The sequence below is a fragment of the Achromobacter veterisilvae genome, from assembly GCF_037619525.1.
In the GTDB taxonomy this organism is placed as follows: domain Bacteria; phylum Pseudomonadota; class Gammaproteobacteria; order Burkholderiales; family Burkholderiaceae_B; genus Achromobacter; species Achromobacter veterisilvae.
This window is the reverse complement of sequence record NZ_CP148753.1, coordinates 2111383-2137140: the sequence shown is the minus strand read 5'-3', so window position 1 is coordinate 2137140 and position 25758 is coordinate 2111383. Positions and strand designations below refer to the sequence as shown.

The following is a 25758-nucleotide window of genomic DNA, read 5'->3' as shown; positions in this document are numbered from 1 at the left end:
AGGCAAAACGGCGGGAGCCGGGCGGGCCCCGCCGTTCGATTAGCCGGGATCAGTCAACCTTGACCCAATCGGCGACGAGACGGTTGTCGGCTCGGTGGATGGCGGTGACGTTCTTGCGCATCGCCCAGGGAATGACCTGGTCGTGCAGCGGAATGTGGCCGAATTCCTTGGCGTGGATTTCCAGCACGGTGCGGATGTCGGCATCGCGCTTGGCCACGTCGGTTTCCGTCTTGATGCGGTCGATGATCGCGTCCAGTTCCTTGTTGCTGTAGTTGCCCAGGTTGTACATGCCGTCCGCGCCCTCGCCCTTGGTGCGGATCAGGTTCTGCAGGGTGTACATGGCGTCGAACGTGGGCACGCCCCAGCCGAACAGGTAGGCGCTGGTGTCGGAGTTCTGCACCTTGGGGAAGTAGGTCGAACGCGGCATGGCGTTCATGGTCGCCTTCACGCCCACCTTGGCCCACATGCCGACCACGGCCTGGCAGATGGCTTCGTCGTTGATGTAGCGGTTGTTAGGACAGTCCAGCGTGAAGTTCAGGGTGCCGTCGTAGCCGGCTTCCTTCAGCAGGGCGCGCGACTTCTCGGGATCGTACGGCACGCGCTTGTGCAGCGACTCGGCCCAGCCGTGCACCTGCGGCGCGATCATGGTGCCGGTGGGCGCGGACAGGCCGCGCATCACGGCGCGCTTGATCGCGTCCACGTCGATGGCGCGGTACAGCGCCTCGCGCACGCGGATGTCCTGGAACGGGTTCTTGCCCTTGACGCTGGAATACTGAAGCTCGGGGCGCTTCTGGTCCAGACCCAGGTAGATGGTGCGGTATTCGTTGCCCTCGACCACCTTGGCCGACTGGCGCAGGCGGTCCAGGTCCTGGGCGGCCGGATCGAGCACGAAGTCGATCTCGCCGGACAGCAGCGCCGCGGTGCGGGTGGCGTTCTGCTTGATCGGCGTGAACACCACTTCGGTGACGTTGCCGATCTTGCCGGCCTTGTTCCACCAGTCCTTGTTTTCCTCGAAGACGGTGCGCACGTCGACTTCGCGCGACTTCAGCTTGTAGGGGCCGGTGCCGTTGGTGTTGCGCGCGCCGTAGGTCTCTTCCTTGTTGACGAAGTCCTGCGGCTTGGCGATGTTGTTCTTCTCCGACCAGGCCTTGTTCATGATGAACACGTTGGGCAACTGGCGCAGCAGCACCGGGTTGGGCGCGGAGGTCTCGATCTCGACCGTCAGGTCGTCGATCTTGCGCGCTTCCTTGATGCCCGTGGTGTAGGCCTTGTAGTTGGAGGTGGGCGCCATGGCGCGGTGCACCGAGAACACCACGTCGTCGGCGGTGAAGGCGGCGCCGTCATGGAACTTCACGCCGGGACGCAGCTTGAAGCGGTACAGCGTGGGCGAAACCTGCTCCCATTCCGTCGCCAGGCGCGGCACGACCTTGAAGTCCTTGTCGTAGTCCACCAGCGGCTCGTAGACGTAGCTGTTGGCGGCGATCGTCATGCCTTCGTTCTGGGAGTGCGGGTCGAAGGTGAGGATGTCGCCCTGAGCGGCCCAGCGGAAGGTTTTGGCGTGCCCGATCGAGGGCGCGGCCACGGCGGCGGCGATCGCGATAGCAATCAAAGTGCGGCGCATAGGTTCAACTCCTGACTGTAGTCTGAATACCGGCGCGATATTGCCTACCCGCAAGACCCTCGTCAATTAAGGGTTTATGCGTACCGGGACAGGTTTCCACAGAGGGAAAACATATTGGGGACGCATATGCTCGTAACAAAATAATCGAAGTAAACGGCGTTGGGTACGGCGGCCGCCTATTCGTCTTCCGGGACCGACAATTCAAGCGGCACGTGCTCGGTCATCAGCACGTCCAGCATCTCGATCAGCAGCAGGGCCTTTTCCTCGCCGAACGGCGCGAGCACCGCCTTCTGGTGCTGCAGCGCCTGTTCGCACAGGGCGGCGATCAGGTTGGAACCCTTGGCGGTGATGCAGACCCGGGTCTGCCGCCGGTCGGCCCGCACGCCGTTGCGGGCCACCAGCCCTTCGGCTTCCATGCGCTGCACCACCTTGCTCAGGGTGGGCTGCTTGGTGATGGCGAGCACGGCCAGCGTGCCGATGGTCTCGCCGGCGCTGCCTTGCAGGCTGGCCAGCACGCGCCACTGGGTGACCGACAGGCCGGCTGCCTTCACCTGCAAATGGAACTCCGCCGAAATGCGCTGGCTGGCTTGCGCCAGGAGGTAGGCCAGGTAGCCGTCGACGAAACGGCCGCCTTGCGCCGCCGCGCCCGTGTCCCGCTGCTTGTCCAACCGCATGTTGCTTTGCTCCCACGCACCGGAATCCAAGAATGCCGGAACGCCAAATGGCGGCCCGACGAAAGACTGCATTGCACCACGGTGGCGCCAACGCGCGCCATGATGCGCCGCAATGCTGTTGCGCAGCACAGGGTATACCCCGAATCGCAATCCGTTTTTGCACCATCTCAGGGCCGGAAAGGCACTGCGAAGCTAGAGATCAACGAGTATATACGCCCTTGTTTTAGCGTGATATTTTTTGTTTTCCATGAAATTTCATCTTTTTTGTTGACAGCTAAAACGTTGACTCCTAAAGTATTTTTAAGACGAGATTTTCCTGACGTGACGATGCTGCGCAGCAGCAACGCTTGAGGACCCGCAGGCCGGGCCGCGAAGGAGTGCCAGATGGCTGAAAGGTCTTTCAAAAAAGAAGTCCAGCAATTGCGCATCGGCGCGGGCGAAGAGTTCCGCGGAGAAGGCATTCTTGCGGTCACCAAGGCCTTGCTGCAATCCGGCGTGGGCTACGTCGCGGGCTACCAGGGCTCGCCAATCTCGCACCTGATGGACGTACTGGCCGACGCCAACGACATCCTCCACGAACTGGGCGTGCACTTCGAGGCCAGCGCCTCGGAAGCCACCGCGGCCGCCACCCTGGCCGCGTCCGTCATGTACCCGATCCGCGGCGCGGTCACCTGGAAATCCACGGTGGGCACCAACGTCGCGTCCGACGCCCTGGCCAACCTGGCCTCGGGCGGCGTCACCGGCGGCGCGCTGGTCATCGTGGGCGAAGACTACGGCGAAGGCTCGTCCATCATGCAGGAACGCTCGCACGCGTTCGCCATGAAGTCCCAGATATGGCTGCTGGATCCGCGCCCCAACCTCGAAAGCATGGTCAAGGCGGTGGAGGACGGCTTCGAGCTGTCCGAAGCCAGCAAGACGCCCGTCATGCTGCAACTGCGCATCCGCGGCTGCCACGTGCACGGCCGCTTCGTCGCCAAGGAAAACAAGCGCCCCGCGTTTTCGCTGGCCCAGGCGCTGGAAAGCCCCGCGCGCGACACCAGCCGCATCGTGCTGCCGCCCGCGTCCTTCCTGCACGAGCAGGAAAAGATCAAGGAACGCTGGCCCGCGGCCATCCGCTACATCAAAGAGCACAAGCTCAACGAGCATTTCGACGGCGACCAGGACGACATCGGCCTGATCCTGCAAGGCGGCCTCTACAACGGCGTCATCCGGGCGCTGCAACTGCTGGGCCTGGCCGACAATTTCGGCAACAGCCGCATCCCGCTGTATGTCATGAACGTGACCTATCCCGTCATCGAGGACGAGGTCATCGACTTCTGCCGCGGCAAGCGCGCCGTGCTGCTGCTGGAGGAAGGCCAGCCCGACTACATCGAGCAGAACCTGCATGCCGTGCTGCGCCGCGCGGGCGTGGACACGCGCCTGTCCGGCAAGGACGTGCTGCCCATGGCGGGCGAATACACCACCCAGGTCATGCGCGACGGCCTGCGCGAATTCCTCAAGCGGAACCGTCCGGAATCCCTGCAGACGCATCCCGCCGCGCCGGCCGATACCCAGGCGGCCGAACGCCAGCTCGAAATCACCGAACTGGCGCGGCCCAAGCCCGCCCGGCCGGCCGAGCAACCCATCGCCTTCCACAGGCACGTCGAAGGCCTGGCCGCCGTGGTGCCGCCCCGGCCCGCGGGCTTCTGTACCGGCTGCCCCGAAAGGCCGATCTTCTCGGCGCTGACCTTGGCGCAGGAAACGCTGGGCCAGCACCACATCTCCTGCGACATCGGCTGCCACCTGTTCTCCATCCTGCCGCCCTTCAACCTGGGCGCCACCACCATGGGCTACGGCCTGGGCGCCTCCAGCGCGGCGGCCTTCAACGTGCCCGCCGCCAAGCGCCCCATTTCCATCATGGGCGACGGCGGCTTCTGGCACAACGGGCTGTCCTCGGGCATCGGCAACGCGGTATTCAACAAGTACGACGGCGTCATCGTCATCGTCGACAACTTCTATGCCTCGGCCACCGGCGGGCAGGACATCCTGTCCTCGCGGGCGGAAAACCCGGACCGCTCGACCAACAACCCCATCGACCAGGCCGTGCGCGGCGTGGGCGTGAAATGGGTGCGCACGCTGGACCGGACCTACGACGTGGCGAAGGTGCGCGCCACCATCGAGGAAGCGCTGACCACCGACGTCAAGGGCCCCAAGGTCATCATCGCTCAGTCGGAATGCATGCTGAACAAGCAGCGCCGCATCAAGCCGCTGTTCAACAAGGCGGTGAAGGAAGGCAAGCGCGCCGTGAAGGAGCGCTTCGGCGTGGATTCCGACGTCTGCACCGGCGACCACGCCTGTATCCGGCTGTCGGGCTGCCCGTCCCTGACGGTCAAGGACAGCGGCGATCCCCTGAAGGAAGACCCGGTGGCGCACGTGGAAAGCAGTTGCGTCGGCTGCGGAAACTGCGGCGAGGTCGCCCATGCCGCCGTGCTGTGCCCGTCGTTCTACCGCGCCGACATCGTCCACAACCCCACCAGGCGCGACCGCTACCTGGCGCGCATGCGCGGCGCCGTCATCGGCTTCCTGCAACGGCGCCGCGCGGCGCGCCTGGCCAATCACGCACTTTAAGGACACCCGCCCCATGAAACCGGTGCCCATGCAGCAAGGCAACCCCATCAAGATCGCCATCCTGGCCATGGGCGGCCAGGGCGGCGGCGTGCTGGCCGACTGGATCGTCGACATGGCCGAACACGCGGGCTGGTGGGCGCAGACCACGTCGGTGCCCGGCGTGGCCCAGCGCACGGGCGCGACGATCTACTACCTGGAACTATTGCCCGAATCCGACGTAAAGCGCGCCGGCCGCCAACCGGCGCTGGCGCTGATGCCCACGCCGGGCGACGTGGACCTGGTGGTGGCGGCGGAACTGATGGAGGGCGGCCGCGCCATCCAGCGCGGCCTGGTCACGCCGGAGCGCACGGTGCTGCTGGCCTCTTCGCACCGCAGCTACGCGGTCAGCGAGAAATCCGCGCCCGGCAACGGCATCGCCGATCCGAACAAGGTGCTGGAAGCGGGTCGCGCGGCGGCCAGGCGCTTTCTCTGCTTCGACCTGCAGGCCCTCGCCGACCGCGCGGGCAGCGTCATCAGCGCCAGCCTGTTCGGCGCGGTGGCCGGCAGCGGCGCCCTGCCCTTCGCGCGGGAAGACTACGAAGCCACCGTGCGGCGCGCCGGCCTGGGAGTGGACGCCAGCCTGCGCGCCTTCGCCCTGGGCTTCGAAGCGGCCGACCAGGCACCCGGGCAGCCCGCCCCCATCGACCTGGAGCGGCCGGTGCCGGCCCTGCCCGACGTCGCGGCCAGCCCCCGGACGCAGGCCCTGCTGGACACGATCAAGCGCGACTTTCCCGCCTGTGCCCAGCCCATGCTGGCCGCGGGCGTGCGCCGCCAGATCGAGTTCCAGGACCTGGCCTACGCCGCCGACTACCTGCGCCACATGAAGGCGGTCCGCGACCTGGACGCCGCGCACGGCGGAGAGGCCCGGCAATGGGCGCTGACCTGTGCCGCGGCGCGCTACGTGGCCACGGCCATGGCCTACGACGACGTGATCCGCGTCGCCGACCTGAAGACCCGCGGCACGCGCTTCGACCGCGTGCGCCAGGAAGTGGGCGCGCGCCCGGACCAACTGGTCTACACGACGGAATTCATGCATCCGCGGCTGGAAGAGATCTGCGGCACGCTGCCCGCCGGGCTGGGCCGCTGGCTGGAAAGCTCCAAGGCCTTCGGCGGTTTCGTCGCGCGCCGCCTGGGCCGCGGCCGCCGCATGCAGAGCGGCACGCTGGGCGGCTTCCTGATGCTGTACGCGCTGGCCGGCATGCGGCGCTTTCGCCGCGGCACGCTGCGCCACCAGACCGAGGCCGCCGGCCTGCGGCAGTGGCTGGACCTGATCGCGAAGCTGGCGCCGCGCGATTACGCGCTGGCCGTCGAAACCGTCAACTGCCGCCGCCTGGTCAAGGGCTATAGCGACACGCACGTGCGCGGCGGCGGCAAGTACCGCCAGTTGATCGCCGCGGCGGAACGGTTGGTGGGCCAGCCCGATGCCGCCGCGACGCTGCGCGCGTTGCGCGACACCGCCCTGGCCGACGAAAAATGCGGCCCCATGGAACGCCAACTGGCCGAAAAGCTGGCGGCCTGAGCCGCACACAGATAGGGACAAACGCTGTGCAGACATTGAAACTCATCGTTCGGGAAGTCCGGCAGGAATCGCCGCTGATCCGCTCGTTCCGGCTGGCCCGCGAGGACGGCGGCCCGCTGCCCGCCTTCGGGCCGGGCGCGCATCTGAAGGTGTCGGTGCCGGGCCTGCGCGAACCGCGCTGCTATTCGCTGGTGCAACTGGCGCCCGAGGCCGGGCGCTTCGCCGAACCCTCGGAATACCGCCTGGGCGTGCGCCTGGAGGAAACCAGCCAGGGCGGTTCGCGCCACATGCACGCGCTGGCCGAGGGCGACGCCCTCGCGGCCGAAGGCCCCAAAAACGACTTTCCGCTGCACGAATCGCCGGCCGGCGACGAACCGGTGGTGCTGATCGCGGGCGGCATCGGCATCACGCCGATCGCCTCCATGGCCGCCGCGCTGAAGTCTGCCGGACGCGCCTTCCGCCTGCACTATTGCGGCCGCAGCAAGGACCAGTTGGCCTTCCTGCCCGAACTCGAAGCCCTGGCCGGCGGCGACCTGAGCCTGCACGCCGACGACGATCCCGCCTGCCGCTTCGACCTGCAGGCGCTGCTGGAATCGGCGTCGCCGCGCCAGCACCTGTACGTGTGCGGCCCCAAGGGCCTGATCGACGCGGTCATCCAGGGCGCCCATGCGCGCCATTGGCCCGATGCCCACATCCATTTCGAACTCTTCGCCAGCGCCGCGCCGCAGGCCGGCGACCAGCCCTTCGAGGTCGAACTGCGCCAGTCCGGCCGCGTGCTGACCATCCCCGCCGACAAGACCATCATCGACGTCATGGAAGAGGAAGGCTGCGATCCGATGTGCGACTGCAAGCGCGGCGAATGCGGCGTCTGCCAGGCCACGGTGCTGGAAGGCGAGCCCGACCACCGCGACTACTACCTCTCGGACACCGAGAAAGCCAGCGGCAAGATCATCCAGATCTGCATCTCGCGCGCGAAATCGCCGCGCCTGGTGCTCGACCTGTAGCCCGCAAGGAAGCGCAACCATGAGCAAATACCGCGACAATCCCGACGCCATCCGCGCCCTGTTGCGCGAGACCGAGGTGCACAAGGACCTGTTCATCGACCAGGAACTGTTCGACCTGGAAATGGAACGCCTGTACGCCAACACCTGGGTCTACGTCGGCCACGACAGCCAGGTGCCCAATCCGGGCGACTACATCACCACCACCGTCGGCAACCAGCCGGTGGTGATGGTGCGCCACAGCGACAAGAGCGTGCGCGTGCTGTACAACCGCTGCCCGCACAAGGGCACGATGGTGGCGGGCGACGCCTGCGGCAACACCGGCAAGTTCTTCCGCTGCCCCTACCACGCCTGGACCTTCAAGACCGACGGCAGCCTGCTGTCGATCCCGCTGAAAAAAGGCTACGAGAACACCGGCCTGGAAAATTGCGAAGCCAGCCAGGGCATGGCGGCCGTGAAGGACGTGAAGAACCACCGCGGCTTCGTGTTCTGCCGGCTGAACCCGGAAGGCCAGTCCTTCGAGGAGTTCTTCGGCGAATCGCTGTCCACGCTGGACAACATGGTGGACCGCTCGCCCGAGGGCCGGCTGGAAGTGGCGGGCGGCGTGTTGCGCTACATGCACCGCTGCAACTGGAAGATGCTGGTCGACAACCAGACCGACACCTGCCACCCGATGGTGGCGCACGAATCGTCGGCGGGCACGGCCGTGAAGGTCTGGGAGCAGGCGCCGGACGGCACGCCCAAGCCCATGGCCGTGGAACTGTTCGCGCCGTTCATCTCCCCCTACGAGTTCTTCGAGAACATGGGCATCCGCGTGTGGGAAAACGGCCATGGCCACACCGGCGTGGCCGACTCCATCCACGCCTCCTATTCCGGCGTGCCCGGCTACTGGGACGCCATGGTGTCGGCCTACGGCGAGGAACGCGCCAAGCAGATTCTGGGCGACGTGCGCCACAACACCGTGTACTTCCCCAACATCATGGTCAAGGGGCCGATCCAGACCCTGCGCATCTTCAAGCCGATCGCCGCCGACCGCACCCTGGTGGAGTCCTGGACCTTCCGCCTGGTGGGCGCGCCCGACCTGCTGCTGGAGCGCACGCTCATGTACAACCGCCTCATCAACGCCCCCACGTCCGTGGTCGGCCATGACGACCTGGAAATGTACGAGCGCGCGCAGGACGGCCTGCAATCGCGCGCTAGGGACTGGGTGAACGTGGGGCGGCTGTACTCGCCCGACGAAATCGGCCAGAAGAACGCCACCACCAATGGCACCAATGAATGGCAGATGCGCAATCAATACCGCGCATGGGGCCGCTACATGACCGGACCGGAGTCGGTATGAGCGCAAGCGACCGCGACCTGATCGATTTTGTCTATGCCGAAGCGCGCATGCTGGACGAACTGCGCTTCGAGGAATGGCTCAACCTGTACACCGACGACGGCCACTACTGGATGCCGCTGGCCCATGGCCAGGCCGATCCCAGGCTGCATGCTTCGCTGATGTACGAGGACAAGCTGCTGCTGCGCGTGCGCGTGGAGCGGCTGGCCGGCCAGCGCACGTTCTCGCAGCAGCCCAAGAGCCGCTGCCACCACCTGCTGCAGGCGCCCTCCGTCGAGCGCGATCATCCCGAAGCCGCGCCCGCCGAAGGACGCCACGTGGTGCGCACCGCCTTCCATTACGTCGAGACCCGGCTGGACGCGCAGACGCTGTACGCCGGCTGGACCACGCATCACCTGGTGGAGCAGGACGGCGTATTGCGCATCCGCCTCAAGCGCGTCGACCTCGTCAACTGCGACGCGGCCTTCGGCAACATCCAACTGTTCATGTAGGAGCGGCTTGTGAGCACCACGGTCCATCAGGCATTCCGCGACACCGCGGCCCGCCACGGCGCCCAGCCGTTTCTCTGCATCCTGCGGGAAACGGCGCAGGCCTACGGCATCGCCGCCGGCGAACTGGGCTACGCCCAGGCCGCCGCCGCCATCGAAACGCTGCGAGCCGCCTACGCCCGGGCCGGCTATGGGCACGGCCACCGCGCCGGGCTGCTGCTGGAGAACCGCCCCGCTTTCTTCCTGCACTGGTTCGCGCTGAACGCGCTGGGCGTGTCCGTGGTGCCGATCAATCCCGACCTGCGGGCGGCTGAACTCGAATACCTGACGGGACACTCCGAGATCGCGCTGGCGGTGGCCCTGCCCGAACGCCATGGCGATCTGCTCGCGGCGGCCGGGCGCGCCGGCCGGGAACTGCGCGTGATGGGCCCGGACGACGCGCCGCCGCCGGCGCCCTTCGCCGCGCCGCTGGCGGGTATCGAGCCCGGCGAACTGACCGAATGCGCGCTGCTCTATACGTCCGGCACCACGGGCCGGCCCAAGGGCTGCATCCTGCCCAACCGCTATTTCCTGCACGCGGGCGGCTGGTACGCGCGCATCGGCGGCCTGGCCGCCCTGCGCCCCGGCCAGGAACGCATGCTGACACCGCTGCCGCTGGTCCACATGAACGCCATGGCCTACTCGGCCATGGCCATGGTGCTGACGGGCGGCTGCCTGATCCCGCTCGACCGCTTCCACCCCAGGACCTGGTGGGACAGCGTGCGCGACTCCGGCGCCACGGTGCTGCACTACCTGGGCGTCATGCCCGCCATCCTGATGAAGGCCGAGCCGTCGGCGCAGGATCTCCAGCCCGCCATCCGCTTCGGCTTCGGCGCGGGCGTGGACCGCAAGCTGCACCAGCCCTTCGAAGCGCGCTTCGGCTTTCCGCTGCTGGAAGCCTGGGCCATGACCGAGACCGGCGCGGGCGCCGTCGTCATCGCCAACCAGGAACCCCGCCACATCGGCAGCAGTTGCTTCGGGCGCGAAGAGGACGACGTGCAGGTGCGCATCGTCACCGACGCGGGCGCCGAGGCCGCCGCCGGCGAACCGGGCGAACTGCTGGTGCGCCACGCCGGCGACGACCCGCGCTACGGCTTCTTCGCCGGCTACCTCAAGGACGAGGAGGCCACCGCGCAGGCCTGGGAAGGCGGCTGGTTCCATACCGGCGACATCGTGCGCCGCGAAGCCGACGGCGCGCTGCGCTTCGTGGACCGCAAGAAGAACGTGATCCGCCGAAGCGGCGAGAACATCTCGGCGGTCGAAGTGGAAAGCGTGCTGATGCAGCACCCGCGGGTGAAGGCGGTGGCGGTGGCCGCCGTGCCCGACCCCGTCCGCGGCGACGAGGTGCTGGCCTGCGTGGTGCCTGAACGGCTGCCGGCCACCGACGCCGAGATGGCCGAGGCCGCGCGCAGCATCGTGCAATGGAGCCTGGAACAACTGGCCTACTACAAGGCCCCCGGCTACGTGGCCTTCGTGGACAGCCTGCCGCTCACCACCACCAACAAGATCCAGCGCGGCGAAATGAAGGCGCTGGCGCCCACGCTGCCCGGCACCGCCCGCTGCGTGGATACCGGCCACATGAAGAAACGCCAGGAGCCCGCGCGATGAGCCGCCGCGGCTATGACGGCGTGGTGGCGGCCCTGCCCGTCACCATCCCGTACGAACGCTATTCCACTCACGCCGCCCACTGGTGGCTGGGCCGGGCGCTGGGCGCGCTGATCCGCCAGGCGGGCATCGCCAAGACCGAGGTGGACGGGCTGTGCGTGTCCAGTTTCACCCTGGCGCCCGACACCGCCGTCGGCCTGGTGCAGCACCTGGGCATGAGCCCGCGCTGGCTGGACCACATCCCCATGGGCGGCGCCAGCGGCGTGGCGGCCCTGCGCCGCGCCGCCCGCGCCGTGCAGGCCGGGGACGCGAACATCGTGGCCTGCATCGCGGGCGACACCAACCACGTGGACTCGTTCCGCAACACGGTCAGCCAGTTCTCGCGCTTCGCGCAGGACGCGGTCTATCCGTACGGCGCGGGCGGCCCCAACGCCAGCTTCGCGCTCCTGACCGCGAACTACATGCGCGCCACCGGCGCCACGCGCGAGGACTTTGGCAAGCTCTGCGTGGCGCAGCGCGACAACGCCCTGCGGTATCCGCACGCGCTGATGAAAAAGCCGCTGACGCTGGCCCAGTACCTGGACGCCCGCGTCATCACCGACCCGATCCACCTGTTCGACTGCGTGATGCCCTGCGCGGGCGCCGACGCCTTCCTGGTCATGGGCGAAGACCGCGCGCGCGCGCTGAATCTGCCCTACGCCCGCATCCTGTCCACCATCGAGCGCCACAACGCCTGGACCGAGGATCCCATCCAGACGCGCGGCGGCTGGGCCATGGACGTGGACGAGCTGTACGGCCTGGCCGGCGCCCGGCCCGCCGACATGGACTTCCTGCAGGCCTACGACGACTACCCCGTCATCAACCTGATGCAGATGGAAGACCTGGGCTTCTGCGCGAAAGGCGCGGCGCCCGATTTCGTGCGCGCCAATACGTTCACCGTGGACGGAAGCTTCCCGTTCAACACCAACGGCGGCCAGTTGTCGGTCGGCCAGGCGGGCGCGGCCGGCGGCTACCTGGGGCTGGTCGAGGCGCTGCGCCAATTGACCGGCACGGCGGGGGGCACGCAGGTGGCCGATGCCCGCGTCGGCATGGTCAGCGGCTTCGGCATGATCAATTACGACCGCGGGCTGTGCACCGCCGCGACCATCCTGGCAAGGAGCGACGCATGACCGAACCCCTGGCCAAGCCGCCCCGCAAGAACCCCGTCGCCCGCACCCGCCAGCCCACCCTGCCGCCCGGTTCGCGCAGCCGCGGCGCGCTGGGACTGACCGCCGCCGCCGCCGAGGGACGCTTCGACCTGCAAACCTGCGCCGACTGCGGCGCGGTGCAGTATCCGCCGCGCGAAGTCTGCGGCCACTGCCTGTCCGAACGCCTGCCCTGGCGCCCGGCCGACCCGAACGGCGTGCTGCTGGTCAGCACCACCCTGCATCACAGCAACGATCTGTACTTCCGCGAACGCCTGCCGTGGCGCGTGGGCACGGTGCGCATGGACGCCGGCCCCAGCGTCGTGGCCCACGTCCACCAGGACTGCGCCGACGGCGCCCGCGTGCGGCTGGCGCTGAAGCTGGACCGCAGCGGCCAGGCCGTGATGATCGCCCTGCCCGAAAGGAACACTCCCAACATGGAAGACGACAAGACCTTGCGCGAAACCTCCTGCGACCCGAAGTTCCGACGCGCGCTCGTCACCGACGGCAAGTCGGCGGTCGGCCTGGCGGTGGCGCGCGCCCTGCTCGACGCGGGCAGCCCCAAGGTGTTCCTGGGCGATCCCCAGACCTGGCGGCGCGACGCCGCGTTCGACGCGCTGGCGGCCGATCCGCGGATAGAGGCGGTGAACCTGGACGTGACCGACACCGACTCGGTCGAGCGGGTCGCGGCCTCGATCGGCGGCAAGGTCGAGATCCTGGTGAACACCGCCGACCAGGAGCGCGAAGGCGGCCTGTTGAACCGCAAGGACGTGAACACGGCGCGCGACGCCATGGACGTGAACGTGCTGGGCCTGATGCGCCTGGCGCAATGCTTCGGGCCGGCGCTGTGCGGCCGCGCCGCGGATGGCGTGAACAGCGCCGCGGCCTGGGTCAACGTGCTGTCCATCTACGCCCACATGAACCTGCCGTCGCGCGGCATGTGGTCGGCCTCGAAGGCGGCCGCGCTGTCCCTGGCGCAATGCCTGCGCGCCGAAATGCGCGGCGCGGGCGTGCGGGTGGTGAACGTGTTCCCCGGCCCGGTCGACCATGAATGGGAACAGCGCACCCCGCCGCCGCGCGTGGCGCCGGCCGCGATCGCCGCCGCCATCGTGCGCGCCTTGAAGGACGGCACCGAAGATGTCTACGTGGGCGACGTGGCGCAGGAATTCCGCGCGCGCCTGGCGGAAAACCCGAAGGGACTGGAACGGGAGCTGGGCGCCGGTATTTGACATCCCTAGTTCCCAGGTGTCTGACACCCTTGATACGCCGCGGCAAGCGGAATCGCGCCCCAGGTGTCTGACACCCTTGATACGCCGCGGCAGGCGGACATCCCTCTCCCGAGGGTGTCAGACACCTTCCGTACCACGCCAACGCGACCTTAACGAACAACGAGGAACGACAGCATGAGCCAGAACATTCTTGCCCAATTCATGACCGAGCTGGTGTCGGGACGCATCCGCCTGGTGGACCTGACCGAGACGCTGACGCCGGAATTCCCCACCATCGTGCTGCCGCCGGAGTTCGGCCAGGCCTGGCCGTTCCGCATCGAGGAAATCTCGCGCTACGACGAGCGCGGCCCCGGCTGGTACTGGAACAACTTCTCGTGTTCCGAGCACACCGGCACCCACTTCGACGCGCCGGCCCACTGGATCACGGGCAAGGACCAGCCCGACAACACCGTCGACACCATCCCGATCGACGCGTTCATCGCCGGCGCCTGCGTCATCGACTGCTCGGCCGAAGCGCGCGACAACCCGGACTTCCTGCTGACTATCGACTTCGTGCGGAAATGGGAAGAGCGCCACGGCCGCATCCCCGCCCGCTCCTGGGTGCTGATGCGCACCGACTGGTCCAAGCGCGCCAAGCCCGCCGAGTACCTGAACATGCAGGAAGACGGCGCGCACTCGCCCGGCCCGGACGCCGAGGTGGTGCCCTGGCTGGTCAAGGAGCGCGACGTCCACGGCTTCGGCACCGAATCGGTCGGCACCGACGCGGGCCAGGCGCAGCACCTGGACCCGCCCTACCCCTGCCATTACTACATGCACGGCAACAACCGCTACGGCCTGCAATGCCTGACCAATCTGGACCAGTTGCCGCCCACGGGCGCCGTGATCTTCTCGGCGCCGCTCAAGATCCGCAGCGGCTCGGGCAGCCCCCTGCGCGTGCTCGCGCTGGCGCCCAAGGCCTGAACAACGACAAACAGGGGAAACCATGACGCAAACCCACGTCGCCCTCGTGACCGGCGGCAGCGCCGGCATCGGCGCCGAAATCTGCCGCAGCATGCTGGACGCCGGCTACGAAGTGATCTCGATGGCGCGCCGCGCCGCCGACTTCAGCCATCCGCGCCTGCACAACATCCAGGTGGACCTGCTGGACGCCGAGGCCACCGCGCAGGCGGGCGCCGAGGCCGCGGCGAAGTTTCCCATCAGCCACGTGATCCACAACGCCGGCGTCATCTGGCCCAATCTGCTGCCGCAGGTCACGCAGGAAGAACTGCACGGCCTGACGCAGATCCACCTGGGCGCGGCCATCAGCCTGGTGCAGGCCGCCCTGCCGGGCATGCAGGAACGCCGGTTCGGCCGCATCGTGCTGATGTCGTCGCGCGGCGCGCTGGGCCTGCCCACGCGCACCGCCTATTCGGCCACCAAGGCCGGCATGGTGGGCATGGCGCGCACCTGGTCGCTGGAACTTGCGCCGCACGGCATCACCGTCAACGTGGTGGCGCCGGGCCCGATCCAGACGGACATGTTCTACGAAGTGATCGAGCCCGGCAGCGAACGCGAGAAGCAACTGGCCGCGGGCATCCCGGTCAAGCGCCTGGGCCGTTCGGACGACGTGGCGCGCGCGGTCATGTTCTTTTCGGATCCGGCCAACAGCTTCGTCACCGGACAGACGCTGTTCGTCTGCGGCGGCGCGAGCGTCAGTTCCATCACCATCTGAGCCCGCGTCCCGAGGCCGCGCTTCGGGTTTTGACGGATAGGTAAGCACTGCCGCCAGGTCTACAGTGCTGAGCCTGCCCAGAGAAAGTTTAAGCAACAAGTAATTCCAGCAGTTCCTGTTTTCTCCGTGTTCCAGCCGCACCCCCACCCTGCTCCCTATCCGGAGGTTTTGCCATGCTGTCGAAGAAACTCCCCCTGGCCGCCGCCGCGGTAGCCGCGCTGTTCGCCCTGCCCGCCCTGGCGCAAGTCAAAGTCGGGGTCGTCACCTCGTCCACCGGGCCCACGGCGCTGGTCGGCATCCCGCAGAAGAACACCGTGCCGCTCCTGCCGAAGAAGATCGGCGACCTGACCGTGGAATACATCTCGCTGGACGACGCCAGCGATTCCACCAACTCGGTCACGGCCTTCAAGAAACTGATCTCGGAGCAGAACGTGGACGCGCTGATCGGCCCGTCGGGTTCGCCCAACGCCATGGGCGTGATCCAGTTCGCGGCCGAGGCCGGCGTGCCGATGCTGGCGCCGGTGGGCACGGCCGCCGTCGTGCTGCCCATGAACGACCAGAAGAAGTGGGTGTTCAAGACCACCCAGAACGACGACATCATCGCTCGCGCGCTGATCGACCACATGGCCAAGTCCGGCATCAAGACGGTCGGCTTCATCGGCCTGAACGATCCCTACGGCGAGAACTGGTACAAGGTCTTCTCCGGCCTGGCCGCCGAGAAGGGCATCAAGATCACCGCCAACGAACGCTATCTGCGCTTCGACAGCTCGGTCACGGGCCAGGCCCTGAAGATCCTGGCCGCCAAGCCGGAAGCCGTGCTGGTCGCCGCCCCCGGCGCCGCCAGCGTGCTGCCGCAAACGACATTGTTCGACCAGGGCTACAAGGGCAAGTTCTACCAGACCCACGGCGCGGCCCTGCCCGACTTCCTGAAGCTGGGCGGCAAGAAGGTCGAAGGTACGGTGCTGGCCGCCAGCCTGATGCTGGTGCTGCCGGAAATGCCGGACAGCAATCCGTCCAAGAAGGTCGCCTCCGACTACATCGCCGCCTACGAAAAGCTCAACGGCTCCAAGCCGGCCACTTTCGGCGCCAACGTCTACGACGCCGGGCTGCTGCTGGAGAAGGCCGTGCCGCTGGCCGAGAAGGCCGGCAAGCCGGGCACCAAGGAGTTCCGCAACGCCTTGCGCGATGCGCTGGAACAGACCAAGGAGCTGGTGGGCACGCAGGGCGTCTACAACATGACGGCCGCCGACCACAGCGGCTTCGACGACCGCGGCCGCGAACTCATCACGGTGAAGGACGGCAACTGGACGCTGGTCAAATAAAGCCCCCCCCGAAGCGCTGCGCGCTTCCCCCCCTAGGGGGCATGCCTGCGGACCGGCAGAGCCGGATCCGCGGCATCCCGATGGGGCGGCGCTCATTCGGAGATGAGGTGTTTGCCATGTTTGTCTGTCCTATCCGGAATTCTGCATGAATGCTCAGATTGCCCTGATTCTTGGGCAGGACGGCATCACCAACGGCGCCATCTACGCGCTGCTGGCCTTGTCCATCCTGCTGGTCTTTACCGTCACCCGCGTGCTGTTCATCCCGCAAGGCGAGTTCGTTGCGTTCGGCGCGCTCACCATGGCCGCGCTCCAGGCGGGCAAGCCGGTGCTGCTGGTGTGGCTGCTGTTCGCCTTCGCGGTGGCCGAGGCCGCCGCCGACCTGATGGCGCGCCGCAAGCGGCCCGGCCGCAACCGCGGCCTCTGGCGCATGGCGGCCAAGCTGGCGTATCCGCTGATCCTGGCGGCGCTGTTCTACCGCCTGCCGGTGGCCCAGTTGCCGATGGCGGCGCAGGCGCTGCTGACGCTGCTGCTGGTCGTGCCGATGGGGCCGCAGTTGTACCGCCTGTTCTACCAGCCCATCGCCTCCGCCTCGACCCTGGTGCTGCTGATCGTGTCCATCGCGGTGCACCTGGCGCTGGTCGGCCTGGGGCTGCTCGCCTTCGGCGCCGAAGGCGCCCGCAGCGCGCCGTTCAGCGAGGCCAGCCTCACGCTGGGTCCGCTCAACGTGAACAGCCAGGCGCTGTGGGTGGTCGCCGTGTCCGCGCTGCTCATCATCGTGCTCTACCAGTTCTTCGAACGCTCCATGTACGGCAAGGCGCTGCGCGCCGCCGCCTTCAACCGCCTGGGCGCCCGGCTGATGGGCATCTCCCCCGTCTTCGCCGGCAAGGCCACGTTCTTCCTGGCCGCGCTGATCGGCACGGTGTCGGGCATTCTCATCGCCCCCATCACCACCATGTACTTCGACTCCGGCTTCATGGTCAGCCTGAAGGGCTTCGTGGGCGCCATCATCGGCGGCCTGGTGAGCTATCCGCTGGCCGCGGCCGGTGCCGTCCTGGTCGGCCTGATCGAAGCCTTTTCCTCGTTCTGGGCCAGCGCCTATAAAGAAATCATCGTGTTCACGCTGATCATCCCCGTACTGCTCTGGCGTTCACTGAAAAGCCACCACGTCGAGGAAGAAGACGAATGAATCCGCGCCACCTCCTCTACGCATTCCTGGCGCTGCTGGCGCTGGCCCCCCTGGCCTTGCCGCCCTTCTACGTAACGCTGCTGAACTACATCGGCCTGTACGCCATGGTGGCGCTGGGCCTGGTGCTGTTGACCGGCGTGGGCGGCCTGACGAGCTTCGGGCAGGCCGCCTTCGTGGGCGTGGGCGCCTATACGACGGCGCTGCTCACCACCCGCGCGGACAGCCTTCCATCCTGGCTGGCGTGGCTGGGCGCGTCGCCCTGGCTGACCCTGCTGGCCGGGCTGGCGCTGACGCTGGCGATCGCCTATCTGCTGGGCGCGATCACCTTGAAGCTGTCCGGCCACTTCCTGCCGCTGGGCACCATCGCCTGGGGCCTGTCGCTTTACTTCGTCTTCGGCTCCGTCGAGGGCCTGGGCGGCCACACCGGCATTCCGGACATTCCTCCCATCGACCTGTTCGGCTGGCCGCTGACCCAGGGCGGCAGCATCTACTACCTGATCTGGGCCTTCCTGCTGACGGCCGTGTGGTCGACGCAGAACCTGCTGGATTCGCGCGAAGGCCGGGCCATCCGCGCGCTCAAGGGCGGCCGCGTCATGGCGGAATCCATGGGCGTGGACACGGCCCGTTCGCGCATGGTGATCTTCATCATCGCGGCGCTGCAGGCCTGCGCCTCCGGCTGGCTGTACGCGCACATGCAGCGCTTCGTGAACCCCAACCCCTTCGGTTTGCAGATGGGCATCGAATACCTGTTCATGACCGTCATCGGCGGAGCGGGACAGGTCTGGGGCGCGCTGGTCGGCGCGGGCGTATTCACCGTCCTCAAGCAATGGCTGCAGGACTGGATGCCCAGGCTGCTGGGCCAGACGGGCAACTTCGAAGTGATCGTGTTCGGCTTCGGCATGGTGCTGCTGCTGCACCGCGCCCGCAGCGGCCTGTGGCCCGTGCTGACCCGCTGCGTCCCGCTGAAGAAGCAGGTGCGCAAGCTGGACATGGATGCCGAGCCGCTGCCCCGCAAGCCCATGCCGCCGCGCGGCGAGGTAGTGCTCAAGGCCGTGGACGTGACGCGCAGGTTCGGCGGCCTGGTCGCCAACAACGCCATGAACCTGGAGATCCGGGCGGGCGAGATCCTCGCGCTCATCGGCCCCAACGGCGCGGGCAAGAGCACCATGTTCAACCAGATATCCGGCGTGGACACGCCCACCTCGGGCCAGGTCACGCTGCTGGGCCAGTCGGTGGCCGGCGCGGGCGCGCGCAGGATCGCGCGGCTCGGCCTGTCGCGCACCTTCCAGCACGTGCGCCTGCTGGGCCGCATGAGCGTGCTGGAGAACGTGGCCATAGGCGCGCACCTGCGCGGCCACCGCGGCGTGATGCCGGCCGCCTGGAGGCTGGACCGCGCGGAAGAGGCGCGCCTGCTGGCCGAGGCGGCCCGCCAGGTCGAGCGCGTCGGCCTGGGCAGGCATCTGCACGACGAGGCCGGCTCCCTCGCCCTGGGCCAGCAGCGCATCCTGGAGATCGCGCGCGCGCTGGCGTCCGACCCATGCATCCTGCTGCTCGACGAACCCGCGGCCGGCCTGCGCTACCAGGAAAAGCGCGAACTGGCCGACCTGCTGAAGAAGCTGCGCGCCGAAGGCATGGCCATCCTGCTGGTCGAACACGACATGGACTTCGTGATGGGGCTGGTGGACCGCGTCGTGGTCATGGACTTCGGCGAAAAGATCGCCGAGGGCCTGCCCGCCGAGATCCAGCACAACCCCGCGGTGCTTGAAGCCTATCTGGGCGGAGTGGAATGATGAGCGCGAAACTGCTGGAAGTGCGCGACCTGCGCGTGGCCTATGACAAGGTCGAAGCCGTCTCTGGCGTCAGCCTGGCGGTCGGCGAAGGCCAGATCGTCACCGTGATCGGCCCCAACGGCGCGGGCAAGACGACGCTGCTGTCGGCCATCATGGGCGTGCTGCCGTCCACCGGCGAGATCGGCTTCGGGGGCCGGCGGCAGGAGCACGCCGAGATCGAGGAAATGGTGGCCGCCGGCATGAACCTGGTGCCCGAGAAGCGCGAGCTTTTCGCCGAGATGACCGTCGAGGACAACCTGATGCTGGGCGCGTTCCACCGCTACCGCAACGGGCTGCGCGACCAGGACCAGACGCTGGCCGAAGTCTACGACCTGTTCCCCCGCCTGAAGGAGCGCCGCGCGCAACTGGCCGGCACGCTGTCGGGCGGCGAACGCCAGATGCTGGCGGTGGGCCGCGCGCTGATGGCCAAGCCCCGGCTGCTGATGCTGGACGAACCCAGCCTGGGCCTGGCGCCGCGCATCGTGCGCGAAGTGTTCCGCATCGTGGCGCGCCTGCGGGAAATGGGCGTGTCCATCCTGCTGATCGAACAGAACGCCCGCGCCGCGCTGCAGGTGGCCGATTACGCCTACGTGCTGGAAACGGGAACGGTCACGCTGGAAGGCCCCGCCGCGCAAGTGGCGGAGGATCCGCGCGTGGTGGAGGTGTATCTGGGATTGGGGCACGGGGCGGGACAGGCGGGTGCGGCGCCCTCGGCTCGGGTGTCTGACACCCCGCCGGGTTAGGTGTCAGACACCCGTACGAGACGCCCTTCAATACCAACGGGTGTTTCCGGGTGTCTGACACCAAGAAGAAGATACGGCTGGTGTCAGACACCCGGGAAGACTGTCTTGAACTTGTTCGACTGTCTCGTACGGGTGTCAGACACGCAGAGGGTGGGGAAGGTCAAGCTACTCCCCGCCTCCGGTCCCTGCGATACAGCGCATAGCCCAGCGGCCACATCGCGGCGACCATGAACTTGGCGATGGGGTGGGTCAGCCTGTAGGCCTGGACCGCCGTCGGCACGCCGGAATGCTTCAGGTGCAGGCGGAAGCGCGTGTAGCGCGCGGCGGCCATCATGAATTCGCGCGGGCGGTAGCGGAAGAACTCCAAATGGTGCTGCAGCATGTCCCAGGCCAGCAGGTACAGGCCCTGGGCGTTGTTGGCGGCGGACACCGCGCCCTGGCTCAGGCTGCCCGGCGTGTCGTGGTAGGTGCGCACGACGCGGTTGATGAAGCGGCTCAGGTAGCCGGCGCGCGCGATCGCCCACCACACCAGGCTTTCGGGCACGAAGCCCGCCACGTCCTCGGGAAAGGGATAGGTCCTGAGGATGTCGGTGCGCATACAGCCGAACTTCTCGCCCTTGATGCGGTAGCGGAAGTAGACGTCCACCGCCGTGCTGTCGAATACGTCCTGCGGATAGCGGTCGCCCACGATGCTGCCGTCGGGACGCGCGCACAGGCCCGTGACGGCGACGTACGATTCGCGGCGCGCCGGCGGGATGCTTTCCCAGGCTTCCTTGAAAATGGCCAGCGCGTCCGGCGGCATTTCGTCGTCGCTGTCGAGCCCGACGATCAGCTTGCCGCGCGCTTCGCGCACGCCGCGGTTGAACGCCGTTTTCTTGTGCTGGTTGTTCTGCCAGAAATAGCGGATCGGAAAATCGGCGCGCGCCTGCCAGTCCAGGATGGATTCGTGGGTATTGTCGGTGGAGCCGTCGTCCACCACCACCCATTCGAAACCCCGGAAAGTTTGCCGGGAAAGCGATTCGTATACCCGGTGCAGCGTGCCCGCCCGGTTGTAGGTGGGCGTGAGAACGGTAAAGAAAATTGGCGTGTCGGTCATGCCCACTGTGCCCCTTTGCGATTCCTCATGCAACCGCTGCGGTCTTGGTCTTTATGTATTCGCATGAAGTGTAGGGGATATGCCTGCGCGAACCGATGCCGGGGCATTCGAATTTGCAATCAAATCTGACAGAGCCGGGTGCATTCCCGGCCTGCGCGGGCGGCGCGGGTTTTGGGCGGCGCACCCGAGTGGCGTAAACTCGGGCGGCCAAATCCGGAATGCCTATGGAAGCTTCGACTGTCCAGCTCAATGACATCGCCTTGTTCGTGGAGGTTGCCAAGCGCAAGAGCTTCAGCCTGGCGGCGCGCGCGCTGAACATGCCCACGTCGACGTTGTCGCGCCGCATCAACGAGCTGGAACGCGCCATCGGCCTGCGGCTGATCAACCGCAACACGCGCCGGCTGGACCTGACCGAAGCCGGCGCGGCCTACATGAGCCGCTGCCAGGGCCTGATCGACGAGGCCCGCCTGGCGCACGAACAGCTACAGATGCTGTCCGGCGGCCCCTCGGGCAACCTGCGGGTGTCCATGCCCTACAGCCTGGCGATGTGGCTGCTGCCCGAGACCATCAACGACTTCACCGAACGCTACCCCGAAGTGGAGTGCGAGTTCGACCTGAGCATGATGACGGCGTCCGACGCGCAGGGCACCCCGTTCGACGTGGTGCTGCGCTTCGGCCGCGATTCGGACCGCTCGCTCACCGCCGTCGACGCCGGCAACGGCGTTTCGCACAGCGGCGGCGTGGTGCAGGAGCTGGTGTCCCTGGACAATTACCTGTATGCGTCCGACCGCTACCTGGCGCGCCACGGCGAACCCAGGACGCCGGGCGACCTGGCGCAGCACCAGTGCCTGCGGACCACCATCGACGAAGCGCATTCGTACTGGACGCTGCACCAGGACGGGGTCAGCGAACGCGTGCCGGTCGCCGGCCATCTCGCGGCCAACAACATGAGCATCGCGGGCACCCTGGCGGGCCTCGACCTGGCGATTACGCGCATGCCGCACTGCCAGGCCCTGGATCCCATCATCAAGCGCAATTCGCTCAAGCGGGTGCTGCCCGGCTGGTCCGTGGACCCGATCTCGCTCTATGTGGTGTATCCGTCCACCATCCAGCCGGCCAAGACCCGGGCCTTCATGGATTTCATCCTGCCCAAGCTCGGCCCGGCGCAGGACGCCTGATTTCCCCGCTGGCAGGTGCTCCGGATCGGAGCCGGATCAGGTGGCCGTCCCGGATTCAGTGTCTGACACCCCATGAGACGCCCATCCATACCAACGCGGCCTCGACGGGTGTCAGACACTTGGCCGTCCCGGATACGGTGTCTGACACCCCATGAGACGCCCGTCCATACCAACGAGGCCTCGATGGGTGTCAGACACTTGGCCGTCCCGGATTCGGTGTCTGACACCCCATGAGACGCCCATCCATACCAACGCGGCCTCGATGGGTGTCAGACACCCCTATGCGGCGCCGGTGCGTATCGACGAGCGCGCCAAGGGTGTCAGACACTGACGGTCCCGGATCTGGTGGCCGTCCCGGATCCGGTGTCTGACACCCCATGAGACGCCCGTCCATACCAACGCGGCCTCGACGGGTGTCAGACACTTGCCCAGGCACTGTGCTGCCTCCAAAAACAAAAACCCGCGAGGCTCGCGCCGCGCGGGTTTTCCCGACCTGGGCTGAAACCTGCTTTCAGCCCAGCGCACCTATTAGACGCGCTTGATCTTTTCCAGCATCTTGAACACGCCCTTGGGCGACTTGACGAACAAGCGCTTGAAAGCCTTGCCCAGGCAACGGCGTTCCAGGGTGTTGCGACGCACGCGTTTGCGTTCGGCCATGTTTATTCTCCTGATGAAATGCGTAAATTGTGCGGAAAAACGAGACCCGCACAACCGGATACTGGGCTGGCGGAAAATTCGGGTAACTTGGCATTTTAGCCTGAAATTCGCGGCGCGCGCCAATGGCCGGAAAATCCGGCGCCGCCCCTGGGCACAAAAAATACGGGACAGGTCAAGACGTCCGCCTTCTCGCGCCCCCTGACGGTCAGGCCGAGAGTTCCTTCAGACGCTCCCGGACCTGTTCCGCGCGCGGCAAGGGATCGACCGCCCCATAGCCCAGCGTCGAAAGCGCCGCCGCCGCGTTGGCATAGCGCACCGCGTCTTCCCAGGCGTCGCCCTGGCAGCGGCGCGCCAGCAGGCTGCCGGCGAAGCAGTCGCCCGCGCCGGTCGCGTCCACGGCCTGCACGCGCAGGGCGGGCATCGGAGTGCGCTTGCCGCCGTCGTCGATGATGGAGCCGTCCTTGCCCAGCTTGAGCACCACCACGCCCTCAGCGCCGCCGTCGCGGATCCAGTCCAGCGTGCGTTCCGGATCGTCGTTGCCGGTCAGGTGCTGCATGTCGTCCATGCTGGGCAGGAAAAGATCGGCCATGCGCATGGTTTCGCGCAGGATAGCGCGGGCGCGATCCACCGGCCACAGCCGCAGGCGCAGGTTCGAATCCAGGCTGACCTGCGCGCCGGCTCCCCGTGCGCGCTCCATGGCGGCGAAGACGGTGTCGCAGGCGCTGGTGCTGATCGCCAGGCTGATGCCCGACACGTGCAGGAAGCGGGCGCGCTCGATCAGGCCGGATTCCAGGCTGGCGGGCGTCATCAGGCTGGCGGCGGAGCCGCGGCGCAGGTAGCTGAAGGCGTGCCCGTCCGGGCCGTGCTGCACGAAGTACAGGCCGGTGTGCGCCTCCCGGTCCACCTCCACGCCCGAGACGTCCACGCCCTCCGCCCGCCAGAGATCCAGGAACTGCCTGCCGAAGGCGTCATCGCCCACCCGGGTGAGGTAGGCGCAGCTTGCGCCCTGGCGCGCCGCGGCGATGACGGCGTTGGAGGTATCGCCGCCGAAGCCCTGCAAGTACTGCCGCTGCTCCTGGTGCGTCTGGTTCAGCTCGACCAGCGGCTCGCCCAGCGCGACGATGTCGAAATCAGCCATGGGCGGCCTCCCGGGTGCGGACGATCTGGGCCACCAGCGCGGCGGTGTCGCGGGCGGCGAAGGCCGCCTTGTCGTAGAGGTTGCTGCCGATGCCCACCAGCGCCGCGCCGGCGGCGAAGTACGCGCCCATGTTTTCCTGGGTTACGCCGCCCGTGGGACACAAGAGCGTGTCCGGGTAGACGGACTTGAGCGCGGCCAGGTGCTTGGGGCCGCCCGTGTCCGCCGGGAAAATCTTCACGACGTCCGCGCCGGCGCGCCGCGCCGCCAGCACTTCGGTGGGCGTGAAGGCGCCCAGCAGGCACAGCGCGTCGGCCGCGTGCGCCATGTCGACGATGTCGGTGGCCAGGGCGGGCGACACGAGGAAGTCGGCGCCCGCGACCAGCGCCTCGCGCGCCTGCTGCTCGTCCAGCACCGTTCCCACGCCCAGCAGCAGCGCGCCGCCGTGCTTGTCGCGCAAGGCCCGCAGCAGGTCGGTGACGCCGGGAATGGTCCAGGTCAGTTCCAGCGTGGCGCAACCGGCGGCGACGGCGACTTCGGCCGCATACGCGGCGGTGGCCGCGTCCGTGTACCGCAACACGGGAACGACCCGGGCGGCCATCAGGGCGGCAAGCTTGGAGGCAAGGGGAGCGGTCATGGGATTCCTTGGGGGCTGGCTGTCAGGCGCCGCCGGGAGAGGCCGGCAGCACGGCAAGTTTGGCCGCGGCGGCATCGCGCAGCCGCAGCAAGGGTTCGATGTAGGCGGCTTGCGGATCGCCGTGCCGCCGGAACAGCAAGGTGCTGACGCTGACGCCCGCGACGGGCCGCCCGGCCGCGTCGCACAGCGCCACGCCGTAGCAGACGATGCCGGCTTCGTTTTCCTCGTTGTCCGTGGCGTATCCGCGCGCCGCGGTTTCGTCTAACTGGGCGCGCAGCGCGGGCAGGCTGGTCACCGTGCCGGGCATGCGGGCGGCCAGCGGCAGGCCGCGCAGCAGGCGTTCGCGCGAGGCCTCGTCCAGCGCCGCCAGGTACGCCTTGCCGACCGCGCTGGAATGCAGCGCCACGGACGCCCCCACGCGCGATGCCATGCGCACCGGGCCCGGGCTTTCCAGCTTGTCAATGTAGGTCATCTCGCGTCCGGCAGGAACCGCCAGGTGCACGGTTTCGCCGGTTTCGTCGCGCAGGGCCTGCAATTCGGGCGCCAGCGCGGCGCGCAGGTCGAACTGCGACCACGCCCGGCTGGCCAGCGACATCAGCCTGGGCCCCAGCCGGTAGGCGCCGCCCGTTTCGGCCACCATGCCCTGCTCCGCCAGCGCCGCGACGATCCGGTAGACGGTGGGCCGGGGGTAGCCGCAGCTTCGCGCCAGCGCCGCGGCGGTGGGCGGCTGCGGCGCGTCGGCCACCGCCTGCAGCACCGTCATGAACTTGGCGAACGCCGCGGTGCCCGCGACCTTGGTTTCCAGCAAAGGAGTCTCCAGCGGATGCCGCCCCGCCGCGCGGCGGCAAGCGGAAAGAGCAAGCCAGACAGCGCGAATTTCGGACGAATCTGCGATACTGTTTATTTGTACAGCTAGTGA

Annotated in this window: 22 protein-coding genes; 15 read left to right on the top strand and 7 right to left on the bottom strand. The window is 67.7% G+C overall.

Annotation, left to right across the window (positions count from 1 at the left end; genetic code table 11):
* Window positions 1–49: 49 nt before the first annotated feature.
* A complete protein-coding gene (locus WHX56_RS09870) occupies window positions 50–1621 on the bottom strand; it encodes an ABC transporter substrate-binding protein (protein WP_129239113.1) in 1572 nt (523 codons plus the stop codon).
* A gap of 176 nt (window positions 1622–1797) precedes the next feature.
* Window positions 1798–2295, bottom strand: coding sequence for a MarR family winged helix-turn-helix transcriptional regulator (locus tag WHX56_RS09865; RefSeq protein WP_129239114.1), 498 nt, complete (start codon window positions 2293–2295; stop codon window positions 1798–1800).
* A gap of 384 nt (window positions 2296–2679) precedes the next feature.
* Between WHX56_RS09865 and WHX56_RS09860 the strand changes: the two genes are divergently transcribed.
* From WHX56_RS09860 to WHX56_RS09795, 14 genes are all read left to right on the top strand, one after another.
* Window positions 2680–4902: an indolepyruvate ferredoxin oxidoreductase subunit alpha gene (locus tag WHX56_RS09860; protein WP_338881103.1), complete on the top strand. Its 2223-nt coding sequence runs from the start codon at window positions 2680–2682 to the stop codon at window positions 4900–4902.
* A gap of 13 nt (window positions 4903–4915) precedes the next feature.
* The gene (locus tag WHX56_RS09855; RefSeq protein ID WP_338881102.1) at window positions 4916–6460 is read left to right on the top strand and encodes an indolepyruvate oxidoreductase subunit beta family protein; all 1545 of its coding nucleotides are present in this window, start codon (window positions 4916–4918) and stop codon (window positions 6458–6460) included.
* A 26-nt stretch (window positions 6461–6486) separates the two neighbouring features.
* Window positions 6487–7464 carry a PDR/VanB family oxidoreductase gene (locus tag WHX56_RS09850; protein ID WP_338881101.1) on the top strand — a complete coding sequence of 326 codons (978 nt, stop codon included), beginning with the start codon at window positions 6487–6489 and terminating at the stop codon, window positions 7462–7464.
* Window positions 7465–7483: 19 nt separating this feature from the next.
* Window positions 7484–8803 carry an aromatic ring-hydroxylating dioxygenase subunit alpha gene (locus WHX56_RS09845; RefSeq protein WP_287753664.1) on the top strand — a complete coding sequence of 440 codons (1320 nt, stop codon included), beginning with the start codon at window positions 7484–7486 and terminating at the stop codon, window positions 8801–8803.
* Complete coding sequence (locus WHX56_RS09840) at window positions 8800–9291, top strand: aromatic-ring-hydroxylating dioxygenase subunit beta (RefSeq protein ID WP_129239119.1); 492 nt, start codon at window positions 8800–8802, stop codon at window positions 9289–9291. The genes WHX56_RS09845 and WHX56_RS09840 overlap by 4 nt, the downstream gene beginning before the upstream one ends.
* A 9-nt stretch (window positions 9292–9300) precedes the next feature.
* Complete coding sequence (locus tag WHX56_RS09835) at window positions 9301–10935, top strand: AMP-binding protein (protein ID WP_338881100.1); 1635 nt, start codon at window positions 9301–9303, stop codon at window positions 10933–10935.
* Window positions 10932–12101, top strand: a complete 1170-nt coding sequence (locus WHX56_RS09830; protein WP_338881099.1) for a thiolase family protein — start codon at window positions 10932–10934, stop codon at window positions 12099–12101. The genes WHX56_RS09835 and WHX56_RS09830 overlap by 4 nt, the downstream gene beginning before the upstream one ends.
* On the top strand, window positions 12098–13345 hold the full coding sequence (locus WHX56_RS09825) for an SDR family NAD(P)-dependent oxidoreductase (RefSeq protein ID WP_338881098.1): 1248 nt from the start codon (window positions 12098–12100) through the stop codon (window positions 13343–13345). The genes WHX56_RS09830 and WHX56_RS09825 overlap by 4 nt, the downstream gene beginning before the upstream one ends.
* A gap of 174 nt (window positions 13346–13519) precedes the next feature.
* Window positions 13520–14305 carry a cyclase family protein gene (locus WHX56_RS09820; RefSeq protein WP_129239123.1) on the top strand — a complete coding sequence of 262 codons (786 nt, stop codon included), beginning with the start codon at window positions 13520–13522 and terminating at the stop codon, window positions 14303–14305.
* Window positions 14306–14327: 22 nt separating this feature from the next.
* On the top strand, window positions 14328–15056 hold the full coding sequence (locus tag WHX56_RS09815) for an SDR family NAD(P)-dependent oxidoreductase (protein WP_287753660.1): 729 nt from the start codon (window positions 14328–14330) through the stop codon (window positions 15054–15056).
* Between the two features lie 173 nt (window positions 15057–15229).
* The gene (locus WHX56_RS09810) at window positions 15230–16378 is read left to right on the top strand and encodes an ABC transporter substrate-binding protein (protein WP_129239125.1); all 1149 of its coding nucleotides are present in this window, start codon (window positions 15230–15232) and stop codon (window positions 16376–16378) included.
* A 145-nt stretch (window positions 16379–16523) separates the two neighbouring features.
* Complete coding sequence (locus WHX56_RS09805) at window positions 16524–17564, top strand: branched-chain amino acid ABC transporter permease (protein WP_338881097.1); 1041 nt, start codon at window positions 16524–16526, stop codon at window positions 17562–17564.
* Window positions 17561–19354, top strand: coding sequence for a branched-chain amino acid ABC transporter ATP-binding protein/permease (locus tag WHX56_RS09800; RefSeq protein WP_338881096.1), 1794 nt, complete (start codon window positions 17561–17563; stop codon window positions 19352–19354). Before WHX56_RS09805 ends, WHX56_RS09800 begins: the two co-directional genes overlap by 4 nt.
* Window positions 19354–20136: an ABC transporter ATP-binding protein gene (locus WHX56_RS09795; protein WP_338881095.1), complete on the top strand. Its 783-nt coding sequence runs from the start codon at window positions 19354–19356 to the stop codon at window positions 20134–20136. The genes WHX56_RS09800 and WHX56_RS09795 overlap by 1 nt, the downstream gene beginning before the upstream one ends.
* 160 nt (window positions 20137–20296) lie before the next feature.
* Here WHX56_RS09795 and WHX56_RS09790 read toward each other — a convergent pair whose 3' ends face one another.
* Entirely contained in the window at window positions 20297–21232 is a 936-nt protein-coding gene (locus WHX56_RS09790; protein ID WP_129239129.1) for a glycosyltransferase family 2 protein, read from the bottom strand.
* A 224-nt stretch (window positions 21233–21456) separates the two neighbouring features.
* On the opposite strand from WHX56_RS09790, the gene WHX56_RS09785 reads away from it, so the two are divergent.
* On the top strand, window positions 21457–22410 hold the full coding sequence (locus tag WHX56_RS09785; RefSeq protein WP_129239130.1) for a LysR family transcriptional regulator: 954 nt from the start codon (window positions 21457–21459) through the stop codon (window positions 22408–22410).
* 528 nt (window positions 22411–22938) lie between these two features.
* Here WHX56_RS09785 and WHX56_RS09780 read toward each other — a convergent pair.
* The 4 genes from WHX56_RS09780 to WHX56_RS09765 all read right to left on the bottom strand — a co-directional run bounded on the left by WHX56_RS09780 (window position 22939) and on the right by WHX56_RS09765 (window position 25647).
* Entirely contained in the window at window positions 22939–23067 is a 129-nt protein-coding gene (locus WHX56_RS09780) for a hypothetical protein (protein ID WP_006226408.1), read from the bottom strand.
* 205 nt (window positions 23068–23272) lie between these two features.
* Window positions 23273–24205, bottom strand: coding sequence for a sugar kinase (locus WHX56_RS09775; protein ID WP_129239131.1), 933 nt, complete (start codon window positions 24203–24205; stop codon window positions 23273–23275).
* Complete coding sequence (locus tag WHX56_RS09770; RefSeq protein ID WP_129239132.1) at window positions 24198–24839, bottom strand: bifunctional 4-hydroxy-2-oxoglutarate aldolase/2-dehydro-3-deoxy-phosphogluconate aldolase; 642 nt, start codon at window positions 24837–24839, stop codon at window positions 24198–24200. The genes WHX56_RS09775 and WHX56_RS09770 overlap by 8 nt, the downstream gene beginning before the upstream one ends.
* A 22-nt stretch (window positions 24840–24861) precedes the next feature.
* Entirely contained in the window at window positions 24862–25647 is a 786-nt protein-coding gene (locus WHX56_RS09765) for an IclR family transcriptional regulator (RefSeq protein ID WP_338881094.1), read from the bottom strand.
* Between the last annotated feature and the right edge of the window lie 111 nt (window positions 25648–25758).